The following is an 18,531-nucleotide window of genomic DNA, read 5'->3' as shown; positions in this document are numbered from 1 at the left end:
AACCCAATTGCGGCCCCCGACAGGCCGCCAATTCTTGTGAGCAAGTGCGAAATGAACACTCACTGCTGGCGATTTGTAGTGAAATGCACTAACTAAGACAAATAGATAAAACTTCGCTTGTTGATAGGAAAAATTAATGGCTGCCCAACCCAGCATCAAGCAGCTCAAATATCTTGTCGCTTTGGCCGAATGTGGCCATTTTGGCCGCGCTGCTGAGGCATGCTTCATCACGCAGCCAAGCCTTTCGGCCGCGATTAACGAGCTTGAAAACCTGCTCGGCGCGCAGCTGGTTGAACGCAATAAGCGCCAGGTCCTCATCACGCCACTGGGCGAAGATGTCGTTTCGCGGGCGCGAAGTATCCTCCATGAAGTCGATGAACTGACCACCATGGCACAGGCCGCGACCGAACCGCTTTCGGGTCCGATCCATATCGGGGTGATCCCGACAATTGGCCCGTATCTTTTGCCCGATGTGATGTCACAGTTAAAATCAGGATTCCCCAAACTGCAGCCCTTCCTCCGCGAAGACCAAACATCCAAACTGGTATCGCTTCTCGCAGCGGGGAAACTTGATCTGGCTCTGATCGCACTTCCGATCGAAGAAAACTGGCTGGAAGAATTTGATCTGTTTGAAGACCGGTTCGTCTTTGCGTGCAGCCCGGATAACCCGCTGACCAAAAAACGCCATATAGAGATCGCTGACATCAAGGACGAAAAGCTTCTTCTGCTCGAAGACGGTCATTGCCTGCGCGATCAGGCGCTTGAGGTCTGCCAGAAAGCTGGCTGGAGCAAGTCCGCCGATTTTCAGGCCAATAGCCTGTCAACTCTGGTGCAAATGGTTGCTGCCGGTGTCGGATCGACGCTATTGCCTGAAATGTCGCTGGAAGTCGAAGCCCGCCGCCCGGATTCGCTAAAGATCATTCCATTTGAAAACCCGGTCCCCATTCGGCGTATCGGCATGGTCTGGCGTCGCAGTTCAGCCCGAAAGCGTGAATATCGTCAGCTGGCTGCCCACCTTCGTGATAGCCTGACCGCACAGAAACAGGCGAATGTCGCCTGATCTATTGGTCCATACGCCAAAACGGTTCGGGCCTAAAACGCAACCTTACGTAAACGTGCCACAGGATTAGTACCGAGCCGATGCTCCCGATCAAGGACGACAACCCGACCACGATAACGCCTTGGGTCACCTATGCCATCATTGCAATCAATGTGGCTGTCTTCCTTGTGACCATATCACTTAGTCCAAAGGGCGCCACACTGGCCACCTTGCAATACGGGGCCATTCCCGCCGTCCTGTTTGGCCATGCCGATCTGCCCCCGCAACTTGCCGCTTTCCCGCCCGGATATGAATTCCTGTCGATTTTCACCTCCATGTTCATGCATGGTGGCTGGATGCACATTGCGGGCAACATGCTGTATCTCTGGGTCTTTGGGAACAACGTCGAAGATGCCATGGGGCATTTCCGCTTCCTGATTTTCTATCTGCTGTGCGGCGTTGCCGCCGCCCTTGGGCACGGGTTGCTCGACACCCAGTCGCAAATTCCGATGATTGGTGCGTCGGGGGCGCTGGCAGGTGTCTTGGGGGCGTATTTCCTGCTCTATCCCAAGGCCCGCATTCTGGTCTGGTTCTTCTGGGTGTTCATTTTCTACGTCCCGGCTGTCTTTGTTCTGGGCTTCTGGTTCGTGACACAGGTCTTTAATTTCGGCAGTGGTGCCGGCGGCGGCATTGCGTGGGTTGCCCATATCGCGGGCTTCATTGCCGGGCTTGTCCTGATCCCGTTGTTCAAGCACCGCAACGTGCCGCTATGGCATGATGGATCACATGCACCGGCCTTTGGCGTTTATCGCCCGGGCCGACCGGGGCGCAAGGCACGCGGCGCAAGTACCTCCGGGTCTGGCGTCCCGCCATGGGCTGCGGCCTATGAGGCCGAACGTGCGGCGATGAAGCGCGACCGGCGCGGCCCATGGGGCAAGGAAACCCCGACCGGCGAAGACCGCGACACATCCCCGTGGGGCCGCTATCAACCAACCGCACCAAAACCAAAACCGGCCCCCAAGCCGGGCATTGGTGTGCCCAAAGTTGTCCGGTTGCATTCCGACCGCGACAAGGACGATACTTAGAAAATAACGTTCCGCTCATTCACGTCGGGAGCCCCAAAATGCGCGCAGCCTATTTCACCGAGTACCAAGGCCCGATCAACATTCAGACCGTTGATGATCCCACCCCGTCGAATGATGGCGTTGTGATCAAGGTCGGTGCGACCGGATTGTGCCGCAGTGACTGGCACGGCTGGATGGGCCATGATTCCGATGTGCAGTTGCCCCATGTACCGGGCCATGAATTTGCCGGTACCATTGTCGGGGTTGGCAAGGACATCAAACGCTGGAAGGAAGACGACCGGGTCACCGTCCCGTTCGTATCGGGATGCGGACATTGCCCTGAATGCCACAGCGGCAATCATCAGGTCTGCGACAACCAGTTCCAGCCGGGCTTCACCCATTGGGGCAGCTTTGCGCAATATGTTGCCATCGACTATGCCGACACCAACCTGATTGCACTTCCAGACGATATGGAATTCGCCACCGCGGCGAGCCTCGGCTGCCGCTTTGCCACCAGTTTCCGCGGTGTGATTGATCAGGGCAAAGTATCCGCCGGACAAATGGTCGCCGTGCATGGTGCAGGCGGGGTCGGCTTATCGGCCATCATGATTGCCGCTGCCGCCGGTGCCTATGTCATTGCAGTTGATATTGATGACAGCAAACTTGAATTTGCCAAAGAACTTGGCGCAAATGCCACGCTCAATGCCCGCACCGTTGGTGACATCCCAACCGCGATCAAGGACATCACACGTGGTGGTGTGCATGTATCGATTGATGCCCTTGGCAGTGAACAGACCTGCTTTAACTCGGTCGCCAGTTTGCGCAAACGCGGCAAACATATTCAGATCGGCCTTATGACCGGCGATCACGCCCACGCCAAAGTCCCGATGGACCGCGTTGTCGCCCATGAGCTAGAAATTCTCGGCAGCCACGGCATGCAGGCGTTTCGCTATGACGCCATGCTCGACATGATCATGACCGGCAAACTCACCCCGCAAAAACTCATCGGCGACCGAGTCACATTGGCCGAAGGCGCAACTGCCCTTATGAATATGGACAATTTCGTCGGAATCGGCGTCACCGTGATTGATCGTTTTTAGGTCGCAAAAATCAGAATGACGCTGTTTCTCTATCAGACAGCCATTGTTTAGAATACTTATAATTTTAAAGTCATGTGACTAATTATATTTAAGATTGAAATCCTCACGGGAATGACCTTAACTTCGAAGTGGGTATTCATCGGCCCCGCCCGATAACCCCAAAAAGAGAACACCGGCTTTCGCTTTGAACATAATGGCGAAAGGAACGGTTTCCTTCCTTCGAAGTGAGAGAAACGAAACCATGAGCGATAGCCAAACCATAGATGGCCCACCCCGACGTAAAACAGAACTGCGATGCTTTCTGTTTCTGGCCGTGTTCCTGGCCCCCGCCCTTTCGGTTGCAATCGTTGGTGGGTTGGGCTTTTCAATCTGGATTTATCAGATGTTTGCCGGACCGCCCGGACCTCCGATGTAGGCGGTAGGGGGCTGATATGCCTGCAAACGCAAAACAGACAAGCCGTCGTGACTTCCTTGCCCGTTTCAGGGCTGTATCGACGACGCATTCTGATCAGACCGGTGATGTTATCCGGCCACCATGGGCACGGCATCTTGATGCCCGTTGCACGGGATGTGGCGATTGTGCGCCCGCCTGCCCGGAAGGCATCATCGCATTTGACGGTAGAAACCATCCGGTCATTGATTTCACCAAAGGTGAATGCACCTTTTGCGGGGCCTGTTCGCGTGCCTGTGCAGAAGATGTTTTTGACACGACAGCCGATACCCCTTGGAACCTCGACATTACGGTTGCCAAAACCTGTTTTGCGGAAAATGGGATTTACTGTCGGTCTTGTGGGGATGTCTGTCCGGAATCTGCCATCCGTATCGCCCCACAGCTGGGTGGTCGGGCCCGTGTCATCGTTAATGAAGACGCATGTACCGGTTGCGGCGCATGCCTCTCGGCCTGCCCGGCCGACGCCATATCCATTACCCCCCAAAAGGAGCACGCCCATGGATGAAAATATCGGGGTGATCTCCAGCATGATTGTTCAGGCCCGTCCCGAACATCTGGACGTGATCGCGACACAACTTGAAGCCTTTCCCGGCATCGAAATCACCGCACGTGACGTCTCGGGAAAAATCATTGTCGTACTTGAAGCCAAGAATGACCGGCAACTGGCCGACACCATGAAAGAGATCGGTGACCTTTCAGGCGTTCTTGGCGTCAACCTGGTTTATCACCACAACGAAAACGCCAATTAGTACCACCGCGTACTAGCCAACGATCAAGAATTTGACATCTGGCCCAAGGAAACAAACGATGTTCAAGACAAAGATATCCCGCCGCGATGCCCTTAAGGCAAAAGCAGCAGCAATTGCCGCTGCCGCCGCTGGCATCAGTCTTCCAGCATCTGCACAGAATCTGGTGACAGAGACAGAACACACCAAACTCAAATGGTCCAAGGCCCCCTGCCGGTTCTGCGGCACCGGGTGTTCGGTCATGGTCGCAACCAAGGACAATCATGTCGTTGCAACCCATGGCGATGTTCTCTCTCCGGTGAACCGGGGGCTTAACTGCGTCAAAGGGTACTTCCTGTCCAAGATCATGTATGGCAAGGATCGCCTGACCGAACCGCTCTTGCGCAAAAAGAACGGCGTCTATGACAAGAATGGCGATTTCGAACCGGTGTCCTGGGACGAAGCATTCGATATCATGGCCGAGAAATGGAAAGCAGCCCTCAAGGCTAAAGGTCCGACATCTGTCGGCATGTTTGGCTCCGGCCAATGGACCGTGTTTGAAGGGTACGCTGCCTCCAAACTGATGAAAGCCGGTTTCCGGTCCAACAATCTCGACCCCAATGCCCGCCATTGCATGGCATCCGCCGTTGTTGGCTTCATGCGGACCTTTGGCATGGACGAACCGATGGGCTGCTATGACGATATGGAAGTCGCAGACGCCTTCGTTCTGTGGGGCTCCAACATGGCGGAAATGCACCCGATCCTATGGACCCGTGTCACGGACCGGCGTTTGTCGGCCCCGCATGTAAAAGTCGCTGTTCTGTCGACCTATGAACATCGCTGCTTTGATCTGGCCGACATCCCGATGGTGTTCAAACCCCAGACCGATCTGGTGATCCTCAATTACATCGCCAACCACATTATATCGACCGACCGGGTCAATACTGACTTTGTCAACAAACATACCATTTTCCGGCGCGGCAATACCGATATCGGGTATGGCCTGCGCCCCGAAGATCCACGCCAACAATCAGCTGAACACGCATCCGATGCCGGTGGTTCAACCGACATGACATTCGACGAGTACGCCGAATTTGTGTCGGAATATACGCTTGATAAAACCCATGAAATGACTGGTGTACCCAAGGAACGTCTGGAAGCACTGGCTGAACTTTATGCCGATCCAAAGATCAAGGTCACATCGTTCTGGACCATGGGCTTTAACCAGCATACACGCGGGGTATGGGCCAACAATCTGTGTTACAATATCCACCTTCTGACCGGCAAGATTGCCGAGCCGGGCAATTCACCGTTTTCACTCACCGGGCAACCGTCCGCCTGTGGCACCGCGCGCGAAGTTGGTACGTTCTCCCATCGGCTGCCTGCCGATATGGTCGTCACCAATCCCGAACACCGTAAGCATGCCGAAGAAATCTGGAAACTGCCCGAAGGCACCATTCCCGACAAGGTTGGCTATCACGCAGTAGAACAAAACCGCATGCTCAAGGACGGCAAACTCAACGCCTATTGGGTGCAATGTAATAACAACATGCAGGCTGCTGCCAACATCAACGAGGAAGCCTGGCCGGGGTACCGCAATCCGGAAAACTTCATCGCCGTTTCTGATGCATACCCAACCGTAACCTGCGAGGCTGCCGATCTTGTCCTGCCCACGGCAATGTGGGTGGAAAAAGAAGGCTGCTATGGCAATGCCGAACGCCGCACGCATATGTGGCATCAACTTGTTCAGGCTCCGGGGAACGCCAAGTCCGACCTTTGGCAACTGATGGAATTTTCCAAACGCTTTGCCATCGAGGACGTCTGGCCGGAAGAGCTTCTGGCCAAGGCACCGGAACTACGCGGCAAAACTATGTTTGACGTTCTGTATCGCAACGGCAACGTCGACAAGTTCCCGCTTGAGGAAACGGCCCCTGATTACGACAATAACGAGTCTGAAGAATACGGCTTCTATGTCCAAAAAGGCCTGTTTGAAGAATACGCGGCCTTCGGACGCGGTCATGGCCATGATCTGGCACCGTTCGACCGCTATCACAAGGAACGCGGCCTGCGCTGGCCGGTGGTAGACGGCAAGGAAACCCTTTGGCGGTACCGCGAAGGATATGACCCTTATGTCACCCCCGGTGCCGGGGTCGAGTTTTATGGCCATAAGGATGGCAAGGCACGCATCTTTGCCCTTCCCTATGAACCAGCGGCTGAAACCCCTGATGAAGAATATCCGTTCTGGCTTTGCACTGGACGCGTCCTGGAACATTGGCACTCAGGGTCCATGACCCAGCGCGTGCCGGAACTTTACCGATCATTCCCAGATGCCTTGTGCTTCCTGCATCCCGATGATGCCGCTGAACAGGGGCTTAGGCGGGGTGACGAAATCCGGGTCATTTCACGTCGTGGCGACATGCGCACACGGGTTGAAACACGCGGTCGCAACAAGCCCCCTCGCGGACTTGTTTTCATTCCTTGGTTCGATGCCAGCGAGTTGATCAACAAGGTCACACTTGATGCCACCGATCCAATGTCAAAACAGACTGATTACAAAAAATGCGCCATTCGCATTGAAAAAGTCTGAGGGAGGAAGCCATGAAAATAAGTCCAAAATGGTTGCTGTCGCTTGCCATCATTGGCATTGCTGGCATGGCATATGCCGCAGAACCGATAACAACATTGCGCAGCACCGCCCCGGATCAGGAATCCGCAGCACCACGCATTACCAATTTTGAAGATAACAGCGTCAAACGCCCGCGCAATTATCCGGAGCAACCGCCAACCATTCCGCATGATATCGAAGGATATCAAATCGACCGCAATGCCAATAAATGCCTGTCGTGTCATGCCCGTTCACGCACCGGCGAAAGCGGGGCGCCCATGGTTTCGATCACGCATTTCATGGACCGCGACAACCAGTTCTTGGCCGCCGTCAGTCCACGTCGTTATTTCTGCACCCAATGCCACGTCCCGCAGAAAGAAGTCAAACCTTTGGTCGATAATGACTTTGTCGATATTGATCAACTTCTGCCTGACAACGGCACACGTATTGCGGAATAGGGGGATTGGCGATGATTAATCTTCTGAAACGGTACTGGAAAGTTCTGACGACACCCAGTGTCCATTACAGTCTGGCATTCCTGACCGTGGGCGGCTTTATCGCCGGCGTCATTTTCTGGGGTGGTTTCAATACCGCACTGGAAGCCACCAACACCGAACAATTCTGCATTTCGTGCCATGAAATGGAAAACAACGTCTATGCCGAACTAAAATCAACCATTCACTACTCAAACCGGTCAGGTGTGCGCGCCACCTGTCCAGACTGCCATGTCCCCCATGAATGGACCGACAAGATCGCCCGTAAAATGCAGGCTTCCAAAGAAGTCTGGGGCAAGATTTTCGGCACCATCAGCACGCGCGATAAATTCCTCGATAAACGTCTTGAGCTGGCCCAGCATGAATGGGCGCGGCTTAAAGCCAATAACTCGCTCGAATGCCGCAATTGCCATTCAGATGAATCAATGGACATCACCCGTCAAAGCCCCCGTGCCGTCGAAGCCCATCAGAAATTTTTATTCACCGGTGAAAAGACATGTATCGACTGTCACAAGGGGATCGCGCATCATCTACCTGACATGTCGGGTGTTCCCGAATGGCAGTAATCTGATGATGGATATGACAGCGTGACACAAGACACCCAATCTAAACCCCTTCTGGCTGGGATACGTTTCCAGCCAAGGGAACCAATTGACGCCATACTGACCCAGATAACGACCCATTATCGGTGCGACCGTATTTCTGGCTATGTCCAAAAACGCCATAAGGACCGTGATTGCGGCACCTTGGTCTATGTCCGCAACCTGCGATCCGGCGAGGAAATGTCGATCACGAAAAACCGGGGTGCCATGGCAAAGGGCTGCAAGCTCGACGGCGATGCGCTATCGAGCTTGTCGGAACAACTCGCACAAGATATCGAAGCCGGAAGTGATCTTTTGATCGTCGCACGTTTTGGCCGAAGCGAGGCCGAAGGACGCGGGCTTCGCGATGTCATCTCACGCGCGATGGAACTTGAAATTCCTGTACTGGTCGGGGTGCGGGGTGAATATGCCGATGCGTGGGCCGAATTCCACGGCGGCATTGCCGATACACTCCCGCTTGACGAGAATGCCATTCTCACATGGGTCAAGAACCATCGAACTGCTGTCACGGAAAACGCCTAAGGAAATCAGGCGGTGACCAGGCTCAGTCACCGCATCCGGCAACCACTGGTGCGCGGTCCGCTACCAGCACCTTGGCGGCAAACCGTTCAAACCATGCGCCAAAATCTACGTCATATTTCGCCCGGCCTGCGCGCTGTTCATCGGGGCCTTGCCCGTTTGGGCGGTCGGTCTTGTCCCCCGCCCCTGACAGCCAACGTTCGTGACTTTCATCATCGACTTCCGGGTGGAACTGAATGCCCCAGATGCGCCCATCAATATGATAGGCCTGATGGGGGAATGTTGGCCCGGTCGCCATCAGCTCGGCCCCCTCGGGCAAGCCGAACCCTTCGCTGTGCCAATGATAGACCATCATGTTGTCGGGAAATAAATCGCGCCCTGCCTCTGTCGCCTGAACCGGGTAATAGCCGATTTCCGTCAGGCCATCGGGATGGGGGGCAACCGACGCACCAAGGTGACGCGCCATCATCTGAGCGCCAAGACAAATGCCCAGATACATCGCGTCACTGGCAACAACCTTGGGCAACCAGTCCATGATCGCACTGACATTGCCCAGATCATCCTCGTTGGCACTCATCGGGCCGCCAAACACAACAACAAGGTGGTAGCCGCTAAGATCATGGGGCAAGACATCGCCTTCGCCTGGACGACGAATATCGAACGTATAGCCATAGCGACGCATGACATCCCCAACCCGGCCCGGTTGACCGGTGGCGGAGTTGAAAACCAGAAGAATGCGTTTTGCCGGGCTTAGTTCGTTCATCGTGACCTCATTACTGCGTTCGCGAAGGGTGACCTTTTCGGGCCATTTTGACAACCCCTTCGCACCCGAACCGGCCCTGTCAAATACGAAAAAGCCGCCGCAAATCTGCGACGGCTTTGAATTCGTTACGTTTAATATGCGTCTTAAACGTTAAACTTGAAATGGAAGATATCGCCGTCCTTAACGATGTAGGTCTTGCCTTCCTGACGCAGCTTACCGTTATCGCGCGCGCCAGCTTCACCGTTGAATGCGATGAAGTCATCATAGGCAATGGTTTCGGCCTTGATGAAACCGCGTTCAAAATCGGTATGAATGACGCCCGCCGCATTCGGCGCAGTCGCCCCTTTATACACCGTCCAGGCGCGTGCTTCTTTCGGACCGACGGTAAAGAAAGTCAGAAGGTCAAGCAGCTTGTATCCTTCACGGATACACCGCGTCAGACCGGTTTCCGAAAGGCCAAGACCTTCGAGGAATTCCTTTTTGTCTTCGGCACTGTCAAGCAAGGCTACTTCAGACTCGATTGCCGCTGAAATCACCACCGAACGCGCGCCCTGTGCAGCGGCCATTTCGGCAACCTTGGCCGAAAGCGCGTTGCCCTCGGCCGCACTGTCTTCGTCAACATTGCACGCATAAAGGATCGGTTTGCTGGTCAAAAGCTGCAACATACGAAACGCTTTTTCTTCGTCCTCACCATCAATTTTGACGGTACGGGCTGGTTGGCCTTCGCGCAACGCAACCAAAGACCGTTCGATCAGCTCCATCGTCAGAACGGCTTCTTTTTCGTTCTGGCGGGCTTTTTTCTGAAGGCCCGGAATACGTTTTTCCAAGCTTTCCATATCGGCAAGCATCAATTCGGTTTCGATGGTTTCCGCATCGCGCACCGGATCAACCGATCCGTCAACATGGGTGATATCACCATCTTCGAAACAGCGCAGCACATGGACAATCGCATCGGTTTCGCGAATGTTGGCTAGAAACTGGTTGCCCAGCCCCTCGCCCTTGGACGCACCGCGCACCAAACCGGCAATATCGACAAATTCAAGTTGGGTCGGAATGATGGTTGCCGACTTGCCAATCGCCGCAATTTTATCAAGACGATCATCCGGGACGCTGACACGCCCGGTATTGGGCTCAATCGTACAGAACGGGAAGTTTGCCGCCTCGGCCGCAGCCGTCTGGGTCAGGGCGTTAAAAAGGGTCGACTTACCAACATTTGGCATACCGACGATACCGCATTTGAATCCCATCTTTCCGGGCTCCGTAACTTGATTTGTTTCTATCAGGATCGGCTCGAATATGATCAAGCCGAAAGACTATTTCTTTTTGCCAAACGCCTTGGCAAGGGCTTGCGCCATCGCATTTGCGGCATTGCTGACCGGGGTATCGGCCTTTTCAATGCGCACCTGTGCAGCACCCGACAAATTGTTCATATCTTCGCCAGCCGGTTCTTGCTCGCTGGCCTCACCTTTGGCTTTGCTGGCCGCTGGTTTATCTTTCTTCGGCGCCTTTGGCTTTGGCGGTGACACGATGTTTGACACCTTGCTCATAAAGCCGCCGTCATCGCCCTTGGTCAGTCGGGCAAACTCGGCTGCCACCGCGTCAAGCAACGTCATCAGCCAGCCATCCTGTTCGGATTTGGAAAAATCCCCCAGAACATGGTCATGTACACGTGACTTTTCACCGGGGTGTCCAATGCCCAACCGCACACGACGGTATTCTTTGCCACAATGGGCGTCGATGGATCGCAATCCGTTATGTCCGCCGTGGCCCCCGCCGCGTTTCACACGCAACTTGCCCGGCGGCAGGTCCAGCTCATCATGCAGGACAATAACGTCTTCGACCGGAATCTTGTAAAAGCGCAGCACTTCGCCAACGCTTTGCCCCGAAAGGTTCATGAAGGTTTCCGGTTTCAGAACCAGAACTTTCTGCCCGTTCAAGTCACCTTCCGAAATCTGGCCCTGAAACTTTTTGCGCCAGGGACCAAAAGAATGGCGGCGGACGAGTTCGTCCGCCGCCATGAAGCCGATATTGTGGCGATTGGCGGCATATCCCGATCCCGGGTTTCCCAATCCAACCACCAAAAACATCTTAAGACCTCAATCTTATTCTTCGGTCGATTCCGCTGCGTCTTCTTCGCCATCTTCTGCGTCATCGGCATTATCTTCCGATTTCAGAGCGGACGGAGCAGCAACGGTTGCAACGGTAAAGTCACGGTCGGTAATCGTAAGCTCAACACCTTTTGGCAATTTGATTGCCGAGATGTGGATCGAGTCACCAACTTCAACACCCGTAAGGTCGAAGACCAGTTCTTCCGGGATAGCAGCAGGCGCACAGCTAACTTCGACGTCGTGACGAACGATATTGAGAACGCCACCGCGTTTCAGACCCGGTGATTTCTCTTCGTTGATGAAGCGAACCGGAACTTCCACGTTCATGGTCTGGCCTTTTGCAAAGCGCAGGAAGTCAACATGGATCGGTGCGTCAGTCACTTTGTCGAACTGAACGTCGCGTGGCAGGACTTCGTATTTCTCTTTGCCGACGTTAACCGTCAGAATGTGAGAAAAGAAGCCAGGCTGATGCAGAAGTTTAACGAGCGGACGCGGGTCAATCTGGAACATAACAGGTTCTTGTTTTGCACCATAAATAACACCAGGGACCATACCGGCACGACGCACGGCACGGGCGGCCCCCTTTCCGGCCCGTTCACGGATTTCCGCAGTGATAACAGAGTTTGCCATCAGAAAATCTCCTTGAACTATAAAATTTGTTTACGCAGGTTGGTGTAAATCACCGCTGAAAGCCCACGAAAACAAGCGCGCTGGCCTCCAGGGGTGCCAGCGCGACGAGGGCCTTATACCCTCAATCGAAAAGAACGGAAACAGATTTTTCTTCCGAGATGCGACGAATGGCCTCGGCCATCAGCGGCGCAATCGGAAGCTGTCTGATTTTTGCGCAAGTACGCACCGCATCCGATGCCTTGATCGAATCGGTGGTAACCACCTCGGACATCGGCGAATTGGCAATACGCTCAACCGCCGGGCCCGACAAAACACCATGCGAAACATAGGCCGCAACCGATGCCGCACCGCGTTCTTTCAATGCACCTGCCGCATTGCAAAGTGTACCGGCACTGTCCACGATATCGTCAACCAGAATGCAGGCTGCATCCTTAACATCACCGATAACATGCATGACTTCCGACACACCAGCCTGCGGGCGGCGTTTATCAATGATCGCCAGTTCGGCATCAAGACGCTTTGCCACCGAACGTGCACGGGCAACACCGCCAACATCCGGGCTAACGATGACCAGTTTCTGGCCTTCGAACTTGTTGCGGATGTCGCTGGTCAGAACCGGAGACGCAAACAGGTTATCAAGCGGGATATCAAAGAAGCCCTGAATCTGACCGGCATGAAGGTCCATGGTCAGAACGCGGTCTGCACCGGCAACAGTAATCAGGTTGGCAACCAGTTTGGCCGAAATCGGGGTGCGGGGACCCGATTTGCGATCTTGCCTGGCATAGCCGAAATACGGCATGACCGCCGTGATGCGACGTGCAGACCCACGACGCAGTGCGTCGATCACCACCAGAAGTTCCATCAGGTTGTCGTTTGCGGGATAAGAGGTGCTCTGAATGACAAAAACGTCCTCACCGCGGACGTTTTCCTGAATTTCACACCAGATTTCTTCGTCGGAGAATCGCTTAACATCTGCGCGGGTAAGCGGCAGGTTCAGATGGTCAGCAATTGCCTCAGCCAAGGGATGGTTACTGTTACCAGCGAGGATCTTCATAGCGGGGCCTCGGATAATGGGTGCCGGGAAAGCGAAAAAACGAATTTGCGACTCCGCCCTGCACGAAGTGCCGGGATGGTTCCCTGCATGCCCTTGCCGCTCAAAGCCCCGGTTTTCAGGGTTTCCCCATCCGGCACAACGACACATTCACAACACTCAAAGACCACTATTTGGCTACTCCGCATCTTGGCAGATCGCGGCGGCTTTATACCCATCCGTTAACAGTCTGTAAATGGCCCCAATGGCGAATAACGACAAGGCAGTCATCCATCCCCCCGCAACACCAATATGACAACAGCCCCCTAACGCGCCGATGCGGTCTTTTTAGGTGCACGCAACTGCCATTGTTTACGGTTGGCGATCTGGCCCAAAACACCTTCAAGGGATTCAACCGCCGCCTGTGCCGCAAGCGATGCGATTGTGCCCCAACGTTCATCAAGGCTACCGTGCGGAACCACATTGTTTTGCTTCATCTGGCCCAGTTCCGTGCCATCGACATCCATGATCACCCATTCGATCAACACCCGGTCCACCGGTGTACGCGATTTGCTTTTATCAATCGGGGTGACTTGGGTGGTCGCCGACAGGATTACGCTATGATCCCCAATGTCGGTATTGTCGATCTCGATCCCTTTGGATTGCAAAAGGGCCCCGGCCGACCTTGCCAAGGCAGTATTTCCATCTCCCGGTGCGCCTGCAAAATCAATCAGGGCGACTTTCATGACCGGGGCTGCGCGCAATGCGGTCCGGTCCCCGGTGATCATAAAGGCAATCTTGTCGGCCGATTGTGCGACCAGTGCGTCATAGGTTTCTTCTTGCGGGTCTTGGTCAATCCCGCCCAGATCGCGGACTTTCTCCACCAGTTCCTTAGGAACGGCAAGATCGCCGTCCTCCGGTCCCGTTGGGACAGGCGCAAACCACTGATCCGGTCCCAATTCGCCTGTGGCCTTTGTGGTATCAATCGCCAAGCCATCGGGACGCATCAAAACCCACGTAATATCAACCGATGCCCCGGCATCAATCAGATTGGCCGTAACGTTGGGACGCAGGATATAATCGCCACCTTGTGGGCTGTCGCTATAGGCCGGGATATCGCGTGATCGCAATGCGCGCGCCATCGCCCGTGCCAGATGCTGTGATGCGCCTTCCGGCAAATCTTCGCCGCCTTCGACCCGCACGGTTTCGGTATCACGCAATTCCAGAAGCGACGGATCACCTTCACGCCCCGCACCCTGAAACGGGCGCGGCAAATCACCGCAGGCACCAAGCGGGATGATCGTGACAACAAAAAGAAGGAAAGTACGGAGGAACGATTTCATCAAAGCCACTTTGAAAATCACATCAAAACGCACCCAACCATGGATACGATGATCATAAAGAAAAACAGCATAATCAAATGTGGCATGGCGTATCCCCCTTACGCGTCTGACAACATGATCGCGGAAAGCTGCCGGCCATAATCGGGCTCCTTGCGAAGCGTCGTCCGGCGGTAACTGTAAAACAGGTCTTCTTGCGCCAACGTGTCGCGCGCCACAAGTTCGACCTTGGCAATGCCAGTCGCAATCGTGCGGCGATGCACATATTCCGGCAGATCAAACATATAGTGTCCGGCGCGCGACGACGCATCAAAAAGGTCTTCGTTGCCTTCTGGTCCGTCAAGGATCGTATCGCGGAATGCGGCGTCCACCTCATAAGAGGCGCGCGCGATGCACGGACCAACGGCAGCAATAATGTTTTCGCGGCTCGCCCCCAGCTTTTCCATCGCCGTCACTGTGGCTTCGGAAACCCCGCCATAAGACCCGCGCCATCCCGAATGGCACGCGCCAATCACGCCAGCTTTGGGATCATGAAACAAAACCGGGGTACAGTCAGCGGTCAGAATGCCCAGCATAATACCCGGCCGGTCTGTCACCATCGCATCGGCCTTTGGCGCCTCGTCACGTGACAGCGCCCGATCCAGCACGGCAACATCCGTACCATGCACCTGATACACCGTTGTCAGGTCATCGGGCGCCGCCGCAAATGACTTGGCGGCACGTGCGCGGTTTTCGGCCACTCGGTCCTTATCGTCATCGGAGCCAAATCCGACATTAAGCCCACCGTGAATGCCGTCGCTAACCCCGCCCTTGCGGCTGAAAAATCCGTGTCGCAGAACTGACGGCACGCCAAGGTTTTCGGCCTCAAACCACTCAAGCCCGTTTACGGTACGGGCGATGCCATGCGTTATCGGATGGGTCATTGGTGTGGTGTGCTCCGTGCTTACGTCATCATCAGTCGGCGTTTGCGGTGTTAATCGGGTTACCCTTCTGCCCCACTGATACAGGGAGGGGGTGTCGTCGTCGCACCATAGCCGATCAGTACTTTAAAAAGCGTTCCCATCTGATCGGGCGCGATTAACCGCGAAAGTGCCTGATCAATCGCCTTTGCCTGATCTTCGCTGGCATCGGTTTTTAAAAGTTCGGCACGCTGTTCAATGCCCAGCATCACCAAAAACGTCCCCTGGGTTAATACCGCCCCTGTCCGCGCGCCCGCCTCAATCATCGCGCGCGAGATGGCGGCGAAATCAACATGGGCTGTCAAATCGACATCGCCCGGCTGGTTCAGAACCGGATGATATTCATGGGCCTTTACCGCCTGCAACGTATCGCCAAACGCACTATGGGGATGACCGTAATCGATAAACAATGCCGCCCCGCCGTTGTCATTTAAACGGCGCGCAATCTGATCGGCAATGGCAATCGCCGGGCCGCAGGACTCAAAAATGTCACCCTTTTTAGCCGTCCCGCGCAGGGTCGCAGGCACCAGCGCATCGGCCACCGGCGTTTCGCGTCCGCGCACAAACCCAAGTTCACCACCCTCTGCATCAACCCCGACAAGCCGTTCGGCCCATCCGGTTTCCCCGCGTTCAAACTGGCGGATCGGCAGCGCGTCAAAGAACTCATTACCAATCACAATCGTCGGCACACCGGCCCGACCGGGGATATCGTCAAACGCTTCGTGCCATGTTGCGGGAATGCCATATGGCATGATTGATGTTTGCTGATGGGTGCGCAAAACCGGACTGGTTTCAACAAACCGCACCGTGATCGCATCACTAAAGCCCGGCACATTACGCACCGCGCGCAGGGCATCGGACATCAAGGTTCCGCGCCCCGGCCCCAATTCGACCAGATCGATTTTCGACGGACCACCCATCTGTTGCCAGCTCACCGCCGCCCAAAGACCAATCAACTCGCCAAACATCTGGCTGATTTCAGGCGCGGTAATAAAATCCCCCGCCCGGCCAAACGGGTCCTGTTTGCGGTAATAACCATATTCAGGATGGGCGAGGGCCTCATTCATGAAATCGGCAATCGTGATCGGCCCGGACAACGAAATCCGGCGTTTGATATGTTCAAGTAGCGGGTTCGCAGACGGTTCGGTCACGCGGTCTTTCCATCTTTTCTTTTGAGATCATCCTTGGGATGGACACGGGTTTCAATCGGCTTGCGCTTCAAGGCATATGCAATGACAGCCGCCCCGGCCAGAACCATCGGAATCGACAACAATTGCCCCATCGTCGTCCCGCCCACCAGATAGCCAAGCTGTGCGTCGGGCTGACGGAAAAACTCGATAATGATCCGCGAAATGCCATACCCGGCAACGAACGTCCCGCCAAGAATCCCCGGACGGTGGCGCACGAACGCACTGCGCGACAACACAAACAGAACGACAAACAGGATCAGCCCTTCAAGGGCTGCTTCATAAAGCTGGCTTGGATGGCGTGGCATCGGTCCGCCATTGGGGAACACCATGCCCCACGGCGCATCGGTCGCACGGCCAAACAGCTCGCCATTGATGAAATTGGCAATCCGGCCAAAAAACAAACCAATCGGTGTCGCCACCGCCGCAGCATCGAGAACCGCAAGGATCGAAATCCCGCGTTTGCGCGCAAACAGGATAATCGCAACAATCACGCCCATAAAGCCGCCATGGAATGCCATGCCGCCTTGCCAGACCTTCAGGATATTGGCCGGGTTATCGATATAGTAATCGAAATTGTAAAACAGCACATAGCCAATCCGCCCGCCAAGGATCACCCCAAGTGTGGCCCAGAACAGCAAATCATCAACATCGTTTTTGCTCATGATCTTTGGGGTTTTGGTGCAATAATACACCACGTATTGCCACCCGATCAGAAGGCCAGCGATATAGGCCAGCGCATACCAGCGAATGGCAATCGGGCCGATGGAAATCGCAATCGGGTCTATTGCCGGAAAGGCAAGGCTGAGCATCAAAAAAACTCCGGTCCGAAACGAGGATTAAACAAAATGGCGTATCAGGATGTCACAAAGGATATGGGCAGCATCATGGCAGTCACCTTTTGGGCGCCCAAATCCCCATTTGATCAGCGGAACGGATCGTCTGTTGCCAGATAATCCTGCACATAGCACCGCACACCTTCTTCAAGCGACGTCATCTCCGCGTCATAGCCTGCTTGGCGCAGCTTGGCCATGTTGGCCTCAGTGAAATACTGGTATTTGTCGCGGATCGATTCTGGTGTTGGTACGTATTTAATGTCGGGCGCCTTGCCCATCGCATCAAACACCGAAAGTGCCAGATCCTTGAAACTGCGTGCCTTGCCGGTCCCGATGTTAAACAGGTCGCTGACATCGGGGTGGTCATAAAGCCACATGATGATATTGACGACATCGCCGACCCAGACAAAATCACGCAACTGCCCGCCATCTTCATAATCGGGATGGTGCGATTTAAACAGGGTCGCGGTTTCCCCCGCCGACAGCTTGTCAAACATTTGGGAGACGACCGAACGCATGCCGCCCTTGTGATATTCATTGGGGCCATAGACGTTGAAAAACTTCAATCCGGCCCACTGTTTGGGGCGGAAACCGTTTTGATCCAGAATGCGGCGGAACCGGCGATCAGTCGCATGTTTTGACCAGCCATAAGCATTAAGTGGCGCCAGTTTCGCCATGTCGCCTTCGTTAAAGCTGTCATCAAAGCCCTGCTTGCCATCGCCATATGTTGCCGCCGATGATGCATAGATCAGGCGCGCTGAATGGCGCGAACACCATTCCCAAAGCCACGTGGTCAGTTTCAGGTTGTTGGCAACGATCTTGTCCGCGTCGGTTTCGGTGGTCGCGGAAATCGCACCCATGTGGAAAATCGCATCGACATCGCCCGAATGCTGTTCAAGAAATGCTGGCAGTTCATCGGGATGAATGATGTCACGCAAATTACGCTTGGCAATGTTTTTCCATTTGATGCCATCGCGCAGGCGATCCACGACAACAATGTCGGTTTTGCCGCGGTCTTCAAGGGCGGCAACAATGTTGGAGCCGATAAATCCGGCACCACCGGTAACGATAAGCATCAC

General features: G+C 54.8%; 20 protein-coding genes. 10 read left to right on the top strand and 10 right to left on the bottom strand.

The features are described 5' to 3' along the window. The first annotated feature begins 136 nt into the window (after window positions 1-136). The 10 genes from K355_RS0106270 (at window position 137) to K355_RS0106225 (ending at window position 8,602) form a co-directional block, all read left to right on the top strand. The gene (locus K355_RS0106270; RefSeq protein ID WP_022731264.1) at window positions 137-1,060 is read left to right on the top strand and encodes a LysR substrate-binding domain-containing protein; all 924 of its coding nucleotides are present in this window, start codon (window positions 137-139) and stop codon (window positions 1,058-1,060) included. An 80-nt stretch (window positions 1,061-1,140) separates the two neighbouring features. Then, the gene (locus K355_RS0106265) at window positions 1,141-2,124 is read left to right on the top strand and encodes a rhomboid family intramembrane serine protease (protein WP_022731263.1); all 984 of its coding nucleotides are present in this window, start codon (window positions 1,141-1,143) and stop codon (window positions 2,122-2,124) included. A 38-nt stretch (window positions 2,125-2,162) separates the two neighbouring features. Next, window positions 2,163-3,203: a zinc-dependent alcohol dehydrogenase family protein gene (locus tag K355_RS0106260; RefSeq protein WP_022731262.1), complete on the top strand. Its 1,041-nt coding sequence runs from the start codon at window positions 2,163-2,165 to the stop codon at window positions 3,201-3,203. 241 nt (window positions 3,204-3,444) lie between these two features. Beyond that, entirely contained in the window at window positions 3,445-3,618 is a 174-nt protein-coding gene (gene napE, locus K355_RS0106255; RefSeq protein WP_022731261.1) for a periplasmic nitrate reductase, NapE protein, read from the top strand. Between the two features lie 16 nt (window positions 3,619-3,634). After that, complete coding sequence (napF, locus tag K355_RS0106250; protein ID WP_022731260.1) at window positions 3,635-4,159, top strand: ferredoxin-type protein NapF; 525 nt, start codon at window positions 3,635-3,637, stop codon at window positions 4,157-4,159. Beyond that, a complete protein-coding gene (locus K355_RS0106245; RefSeq protein WP_022731259.1) occupies window positions 4,152-4,403 on the top strand; it encodes a chaperone NapD in 252 nt (83 codons plus the stop codon). Before napF ends, K355_RS0106245 begins: the two co-directional genes overlap by 8 nt. Window positions 4,404-4,461: 58 nt before the next feature. Beyond that, a complete protein-coding gene (napA, locus tag K355_RS0106240) occupies window positions 4,462-6,966 on the top strand; it encodes a nitrate reductase catalytic subunit NapA (RefSeq protein WP_022731258.1) in 2,505 nt (834 codons plus the stop codon). An 11-nt stretch (window positions 6,967-6,977) separates the two neighbouring features. Then, window positions 6,978-7,442 (top strand): nitrate reductase cytochrome c-type subunit, encoded by a 465-nt coding sequence (locus tag K355_RS0106235; protein ID WP_022731257.1) that lies wholly within the window; start codon window positions 6,978-6,980, stop codon window positions 7,440-7,442. Between the two features lie 11 nt (window positions 7,443-7,453). Beyond that, the gene (locus K355_RS0106230) at window positions 7,454-8,044 is read left to right on the top strand and encodes a cytochrome c3 family protein (protein ID WP_022731256.1); all 591 of its coding nucleotides are present in this window, start codon (window positions 7,454-7,456) and stop codon (window positions 8,042-8,044) included. Between the two features lie 21 nt (window positions 8,045-8,065). Next, window positions 8,066-8,602, top strand: coding sequence for a DUF2478 domain-containing protein (locus K355_RS0106225; protein WP_022731255.1), 537 nt, complete (start codon window positions 8,066-8,068; stop codon window positions 8,600-8,602). A 22-nt stretch (window positions 8,603-8,624) separates the two neighbouring features. Here the strand turns inward: K355_RS0106225 and K355_RS23255 are convergent, their stop codons facing one another. The 10 genes from K355_RS23255 to rfaD all read right to left on the bottom strand — a co-directional run bounded on the left by K355_RS23255 (window position 8,625) and on the right by rfaD (window position 18,528). Next, window positions 8,625-9,362, bottom strand: a complete 738-nt coding sequence (locus K355_RS23255) for a glutamine amidotransferase-related protein (RefSeq protein WP_022731254.1) — start codon at window positions 9,360-9,362, stop codon at window positions 8,625-8,627. A 143-nt stretch (window positions 9,363-9,505) separates the two neighbouring features. After that, entirely contained in the window at window positions 9,506-10,609 is a 1,104-nt protein-coding gene (gene ychF / locus K355_RS0106210) for a redox-regulated ATPase YchF (RefSeq protein ID WP_022731252.1), read from the bottom strand. 66 nt (window positions 10,610-10,675) lie between these two features. Continuing rightward, window positions 10,676-11,449, bottom strand: a complete 774-nt coding sequence (gene pth / locus K355_RS0106205; RefSeq protein ID WP_022731251.1) for an aminoacyl-tRNA hydrolase — start codon at window positions 11,447-11,449, stop codon at window positions 10,676-10,678. Window positions 11,450-11,464: 15 nt separating this feature from the next. Further along, entirely contained in the window at window positions 11,465-12,100 is a 636-nt protein-coding gene (locus K355_RS0106200; RefSeq protein WP_022731250.1) for a 50S ribosomal protein L25/general stress protein Ctc, read from the bottom strand. Window positions 12,101-12,221: 121 nt separating this feature from the next. Then, window positions 12,222-13,154, bottom strand: coding sequence for a ribose-phosphate pyrophosphokinase (locus K355_RS0106195; protein WP_022731249.1), 933 nt, complete (start codon window positions 13,152-13,154; stop codon window positions 12,222-12,224). A 302-nt stretch (window positions 13,155-13,456) separates the two neighbouring features. Next, complete coding sequence (locus tag K355_RS0106190) at window positions 13,457-14,473, bottom strand: hypothetical protein (RefSeq protein WP_028791387.1); 1,017 nt, start codon at window positions 14,471-14,473, stop codon at window positions 13,457-13,459. Window positions 14,474-14,571: 98 nt separating this feature from the next. Next, the gene (gene pgeF / locus K355_RS0106185) at window positions 14,572-15,393 is read right to left on the bottom strand and encodes a peptidoglycan editing factor PgeF (RefSeq protein ID WP_022731247.1); all 822 of its coding nucleotides are present in this window, start codon (window positions 15,391-15,393) and stop codon (window positions 14,572-14,574) included. A gap of 59 nt (window positions 15,394-15,452) precedes the next feature. Beyond that, complete coding sequence (locus K355_RS0106180) at window positions 15,453-16,580, bottom strand: class I SAM-dependent methyltransferase (protein ID WP_022731246.1); 1,128 nt, start codon at window positions 16,578-16,580, stop codon at window positions 15,453-15,455. After that, a complete protein-coding gene (gene lgt / locus K355_RS23250) occupies window positions 16,577-17,431 on the bottom strand; it encodes a prolipoprotein diacylglyceryl transferase (protein ID WP_211219021.1) in 855 nt (284 codons plus the stop codon). Before lgt ends, K355_RS0106180 begins: the two co-directional genes overlap by 4 nt. A gap of 110 nt (window positions 17,432-17,541) precedes the next feature. Next, window positions 17,542-18,528, bottom strand: a complete 987-nt coding sequence (gene rfaD, locus K355_RS0106170) for an ADP-glyceromanno-heptose 6-epimerase (RefSeq protein ID WP_022731244.1) — start codon at window positions 18,526-18,528, stop codon at window positions 17,542-17,544. Window positions 18,529-18,531: the final 3 nt, after the last annotated feature.

The organism is Thalassospira lucentensis MCCC 1A00383 = DSM 14000, assembly GCF_000421265.1.
Lineage (GTDB): Bacteria > Pseudomonadota > Alphaproteobacteria > Rhodospirillales > Thalassospiraceae > Thalassospira > Thalassospira lucentensis.
Note: the sequence above shows the minus strand (reverse complement) of the source record. Positions and strands in the feature narration are given on the sequence as shown.

What these genes read in the sequence shown, in the direction of transcription:
- napA (WP_022731258.1), top strand. Translation starts at nt 4,462, where the DNA reads ATGTTCAAGACAAAGATATCCCGCCGCGATGCCCTTAAGGCAAAAGCA.
- K355_RS0106235 (WP_022731257.1), top strand. Translation starts at nt 6,978, where the DNA reads ATGAAAATAAGTCCAAAATGGTTGCTGTCGCTTGCCATCATTGGCATT.
- ychF (WP_022731252.1), bottom strand. Translation starts at nt 10,609, where the DNA reads ATGGGATTCAAATGCGGTATCGTCGGTATGCCAAATGTTGGTAAGTCG.
- pth (WP_022731251.1), bottom strand. Translation starts at nt 11,449, where the DNA reads ATGTTTTTGGTGGTTGGATTGGGAAACCCGGGATCGGGATATGCCGCC.
- K355_RS0106265 (WP_022731263.1), top strand. Translation starts at nt 1,141, where the DNA reads ATGCTCCCGATCAAGGACGACAACCCGACCACGATAACGCCTTGGGTC.
- K355_RS0106195 (WP_022731249.1), bottom strand. Translation starts at nt 13,154, where the DNA reads ATGAAGATCCTCGCTGGTAACAGTAACCATCCCTTGGCTGAGGCAATT.
- rfaD (WP_022731244.1), bottom strand. Translation starts at nt 18,528, where the DNA reads ATGCTTATCGTTACCGGTGGTGCCGGATTTATCGGCTCCAACATTGTT.
- K355_RS0106245 (WP_022731259.1), top strand. Translation starts at nt 4,152, where the DNA reads ATGGATGAAAATATCGGGGTGATCTCCAGCATGATTGTTCAGGCCCGT.
- K355_RS0106230 (WP_022731256.1), top strand. Translation starts at nt 7,454, where the DNA reads ATGATTAATCTTCTGAAACGGTACTGGAAAGTTCTGACGACACCCAGT.
- napE (WP_022731261.1), top strand. Translation starts at nt 3,445, where the DNA reads ATGAGCGATAGCCAAACCATAGATGGCCCACCCCGACGTAAAACAGAA.
- K355_RS0106260 (WP_022731262.1), top strand. Translation starts at nt 2,163, where the DNA reads ATGCGCGCAGCCTATTTCACCGAGTACCAAGGCCCGATCAACATTCAG.
- K355_RS23255 (WP_022731254.1), bottom strand. Translation starts at nt 9,362, where the DNA reads ATGAACGAACTAAGCCCGGCAAAACGCATTCTTCTGGTTTTCAACTCC.
- pgeF (WP_022731247.1), bottom strand. Translation starts at nt 15,393, where the DNA reads ATGACCCATCCGATAACGCATGGCATCGCCCGTACCGTAAACGGGCTT.
- K355_RS0106200 (WP_022731250.1), bottom strand. Translation starts at nt 12,100, where the DNA reads ATGGCAAACTCTGTTATCACTGCGGAAATCCGTGAACGGGCCGGAAAG.
- K355_RS0106270 (WP_022731264.1), top strand. Translation starts at nt 137, where the DNA reads ATGGCTGCCCAACCCAGCATCAAGCAGCTCAAATATCTTGTCGCTTTG.
- K355_RS0106190 (WP_028791387.1), bottom strand. Translation starts at nt 14,473, where the DNA reads ATGAAATCGTTCCTCCGTACTTTCCTTCTTTTTGTTGTCACGATCATC.
- napF (WP_022731260.1), top strand. Translation starts at nt 3,635, where the DNA reads ATGCCTGCAAACGCAAAACAGACAAGCCGTCGTGACTTCCTTGCCCGT.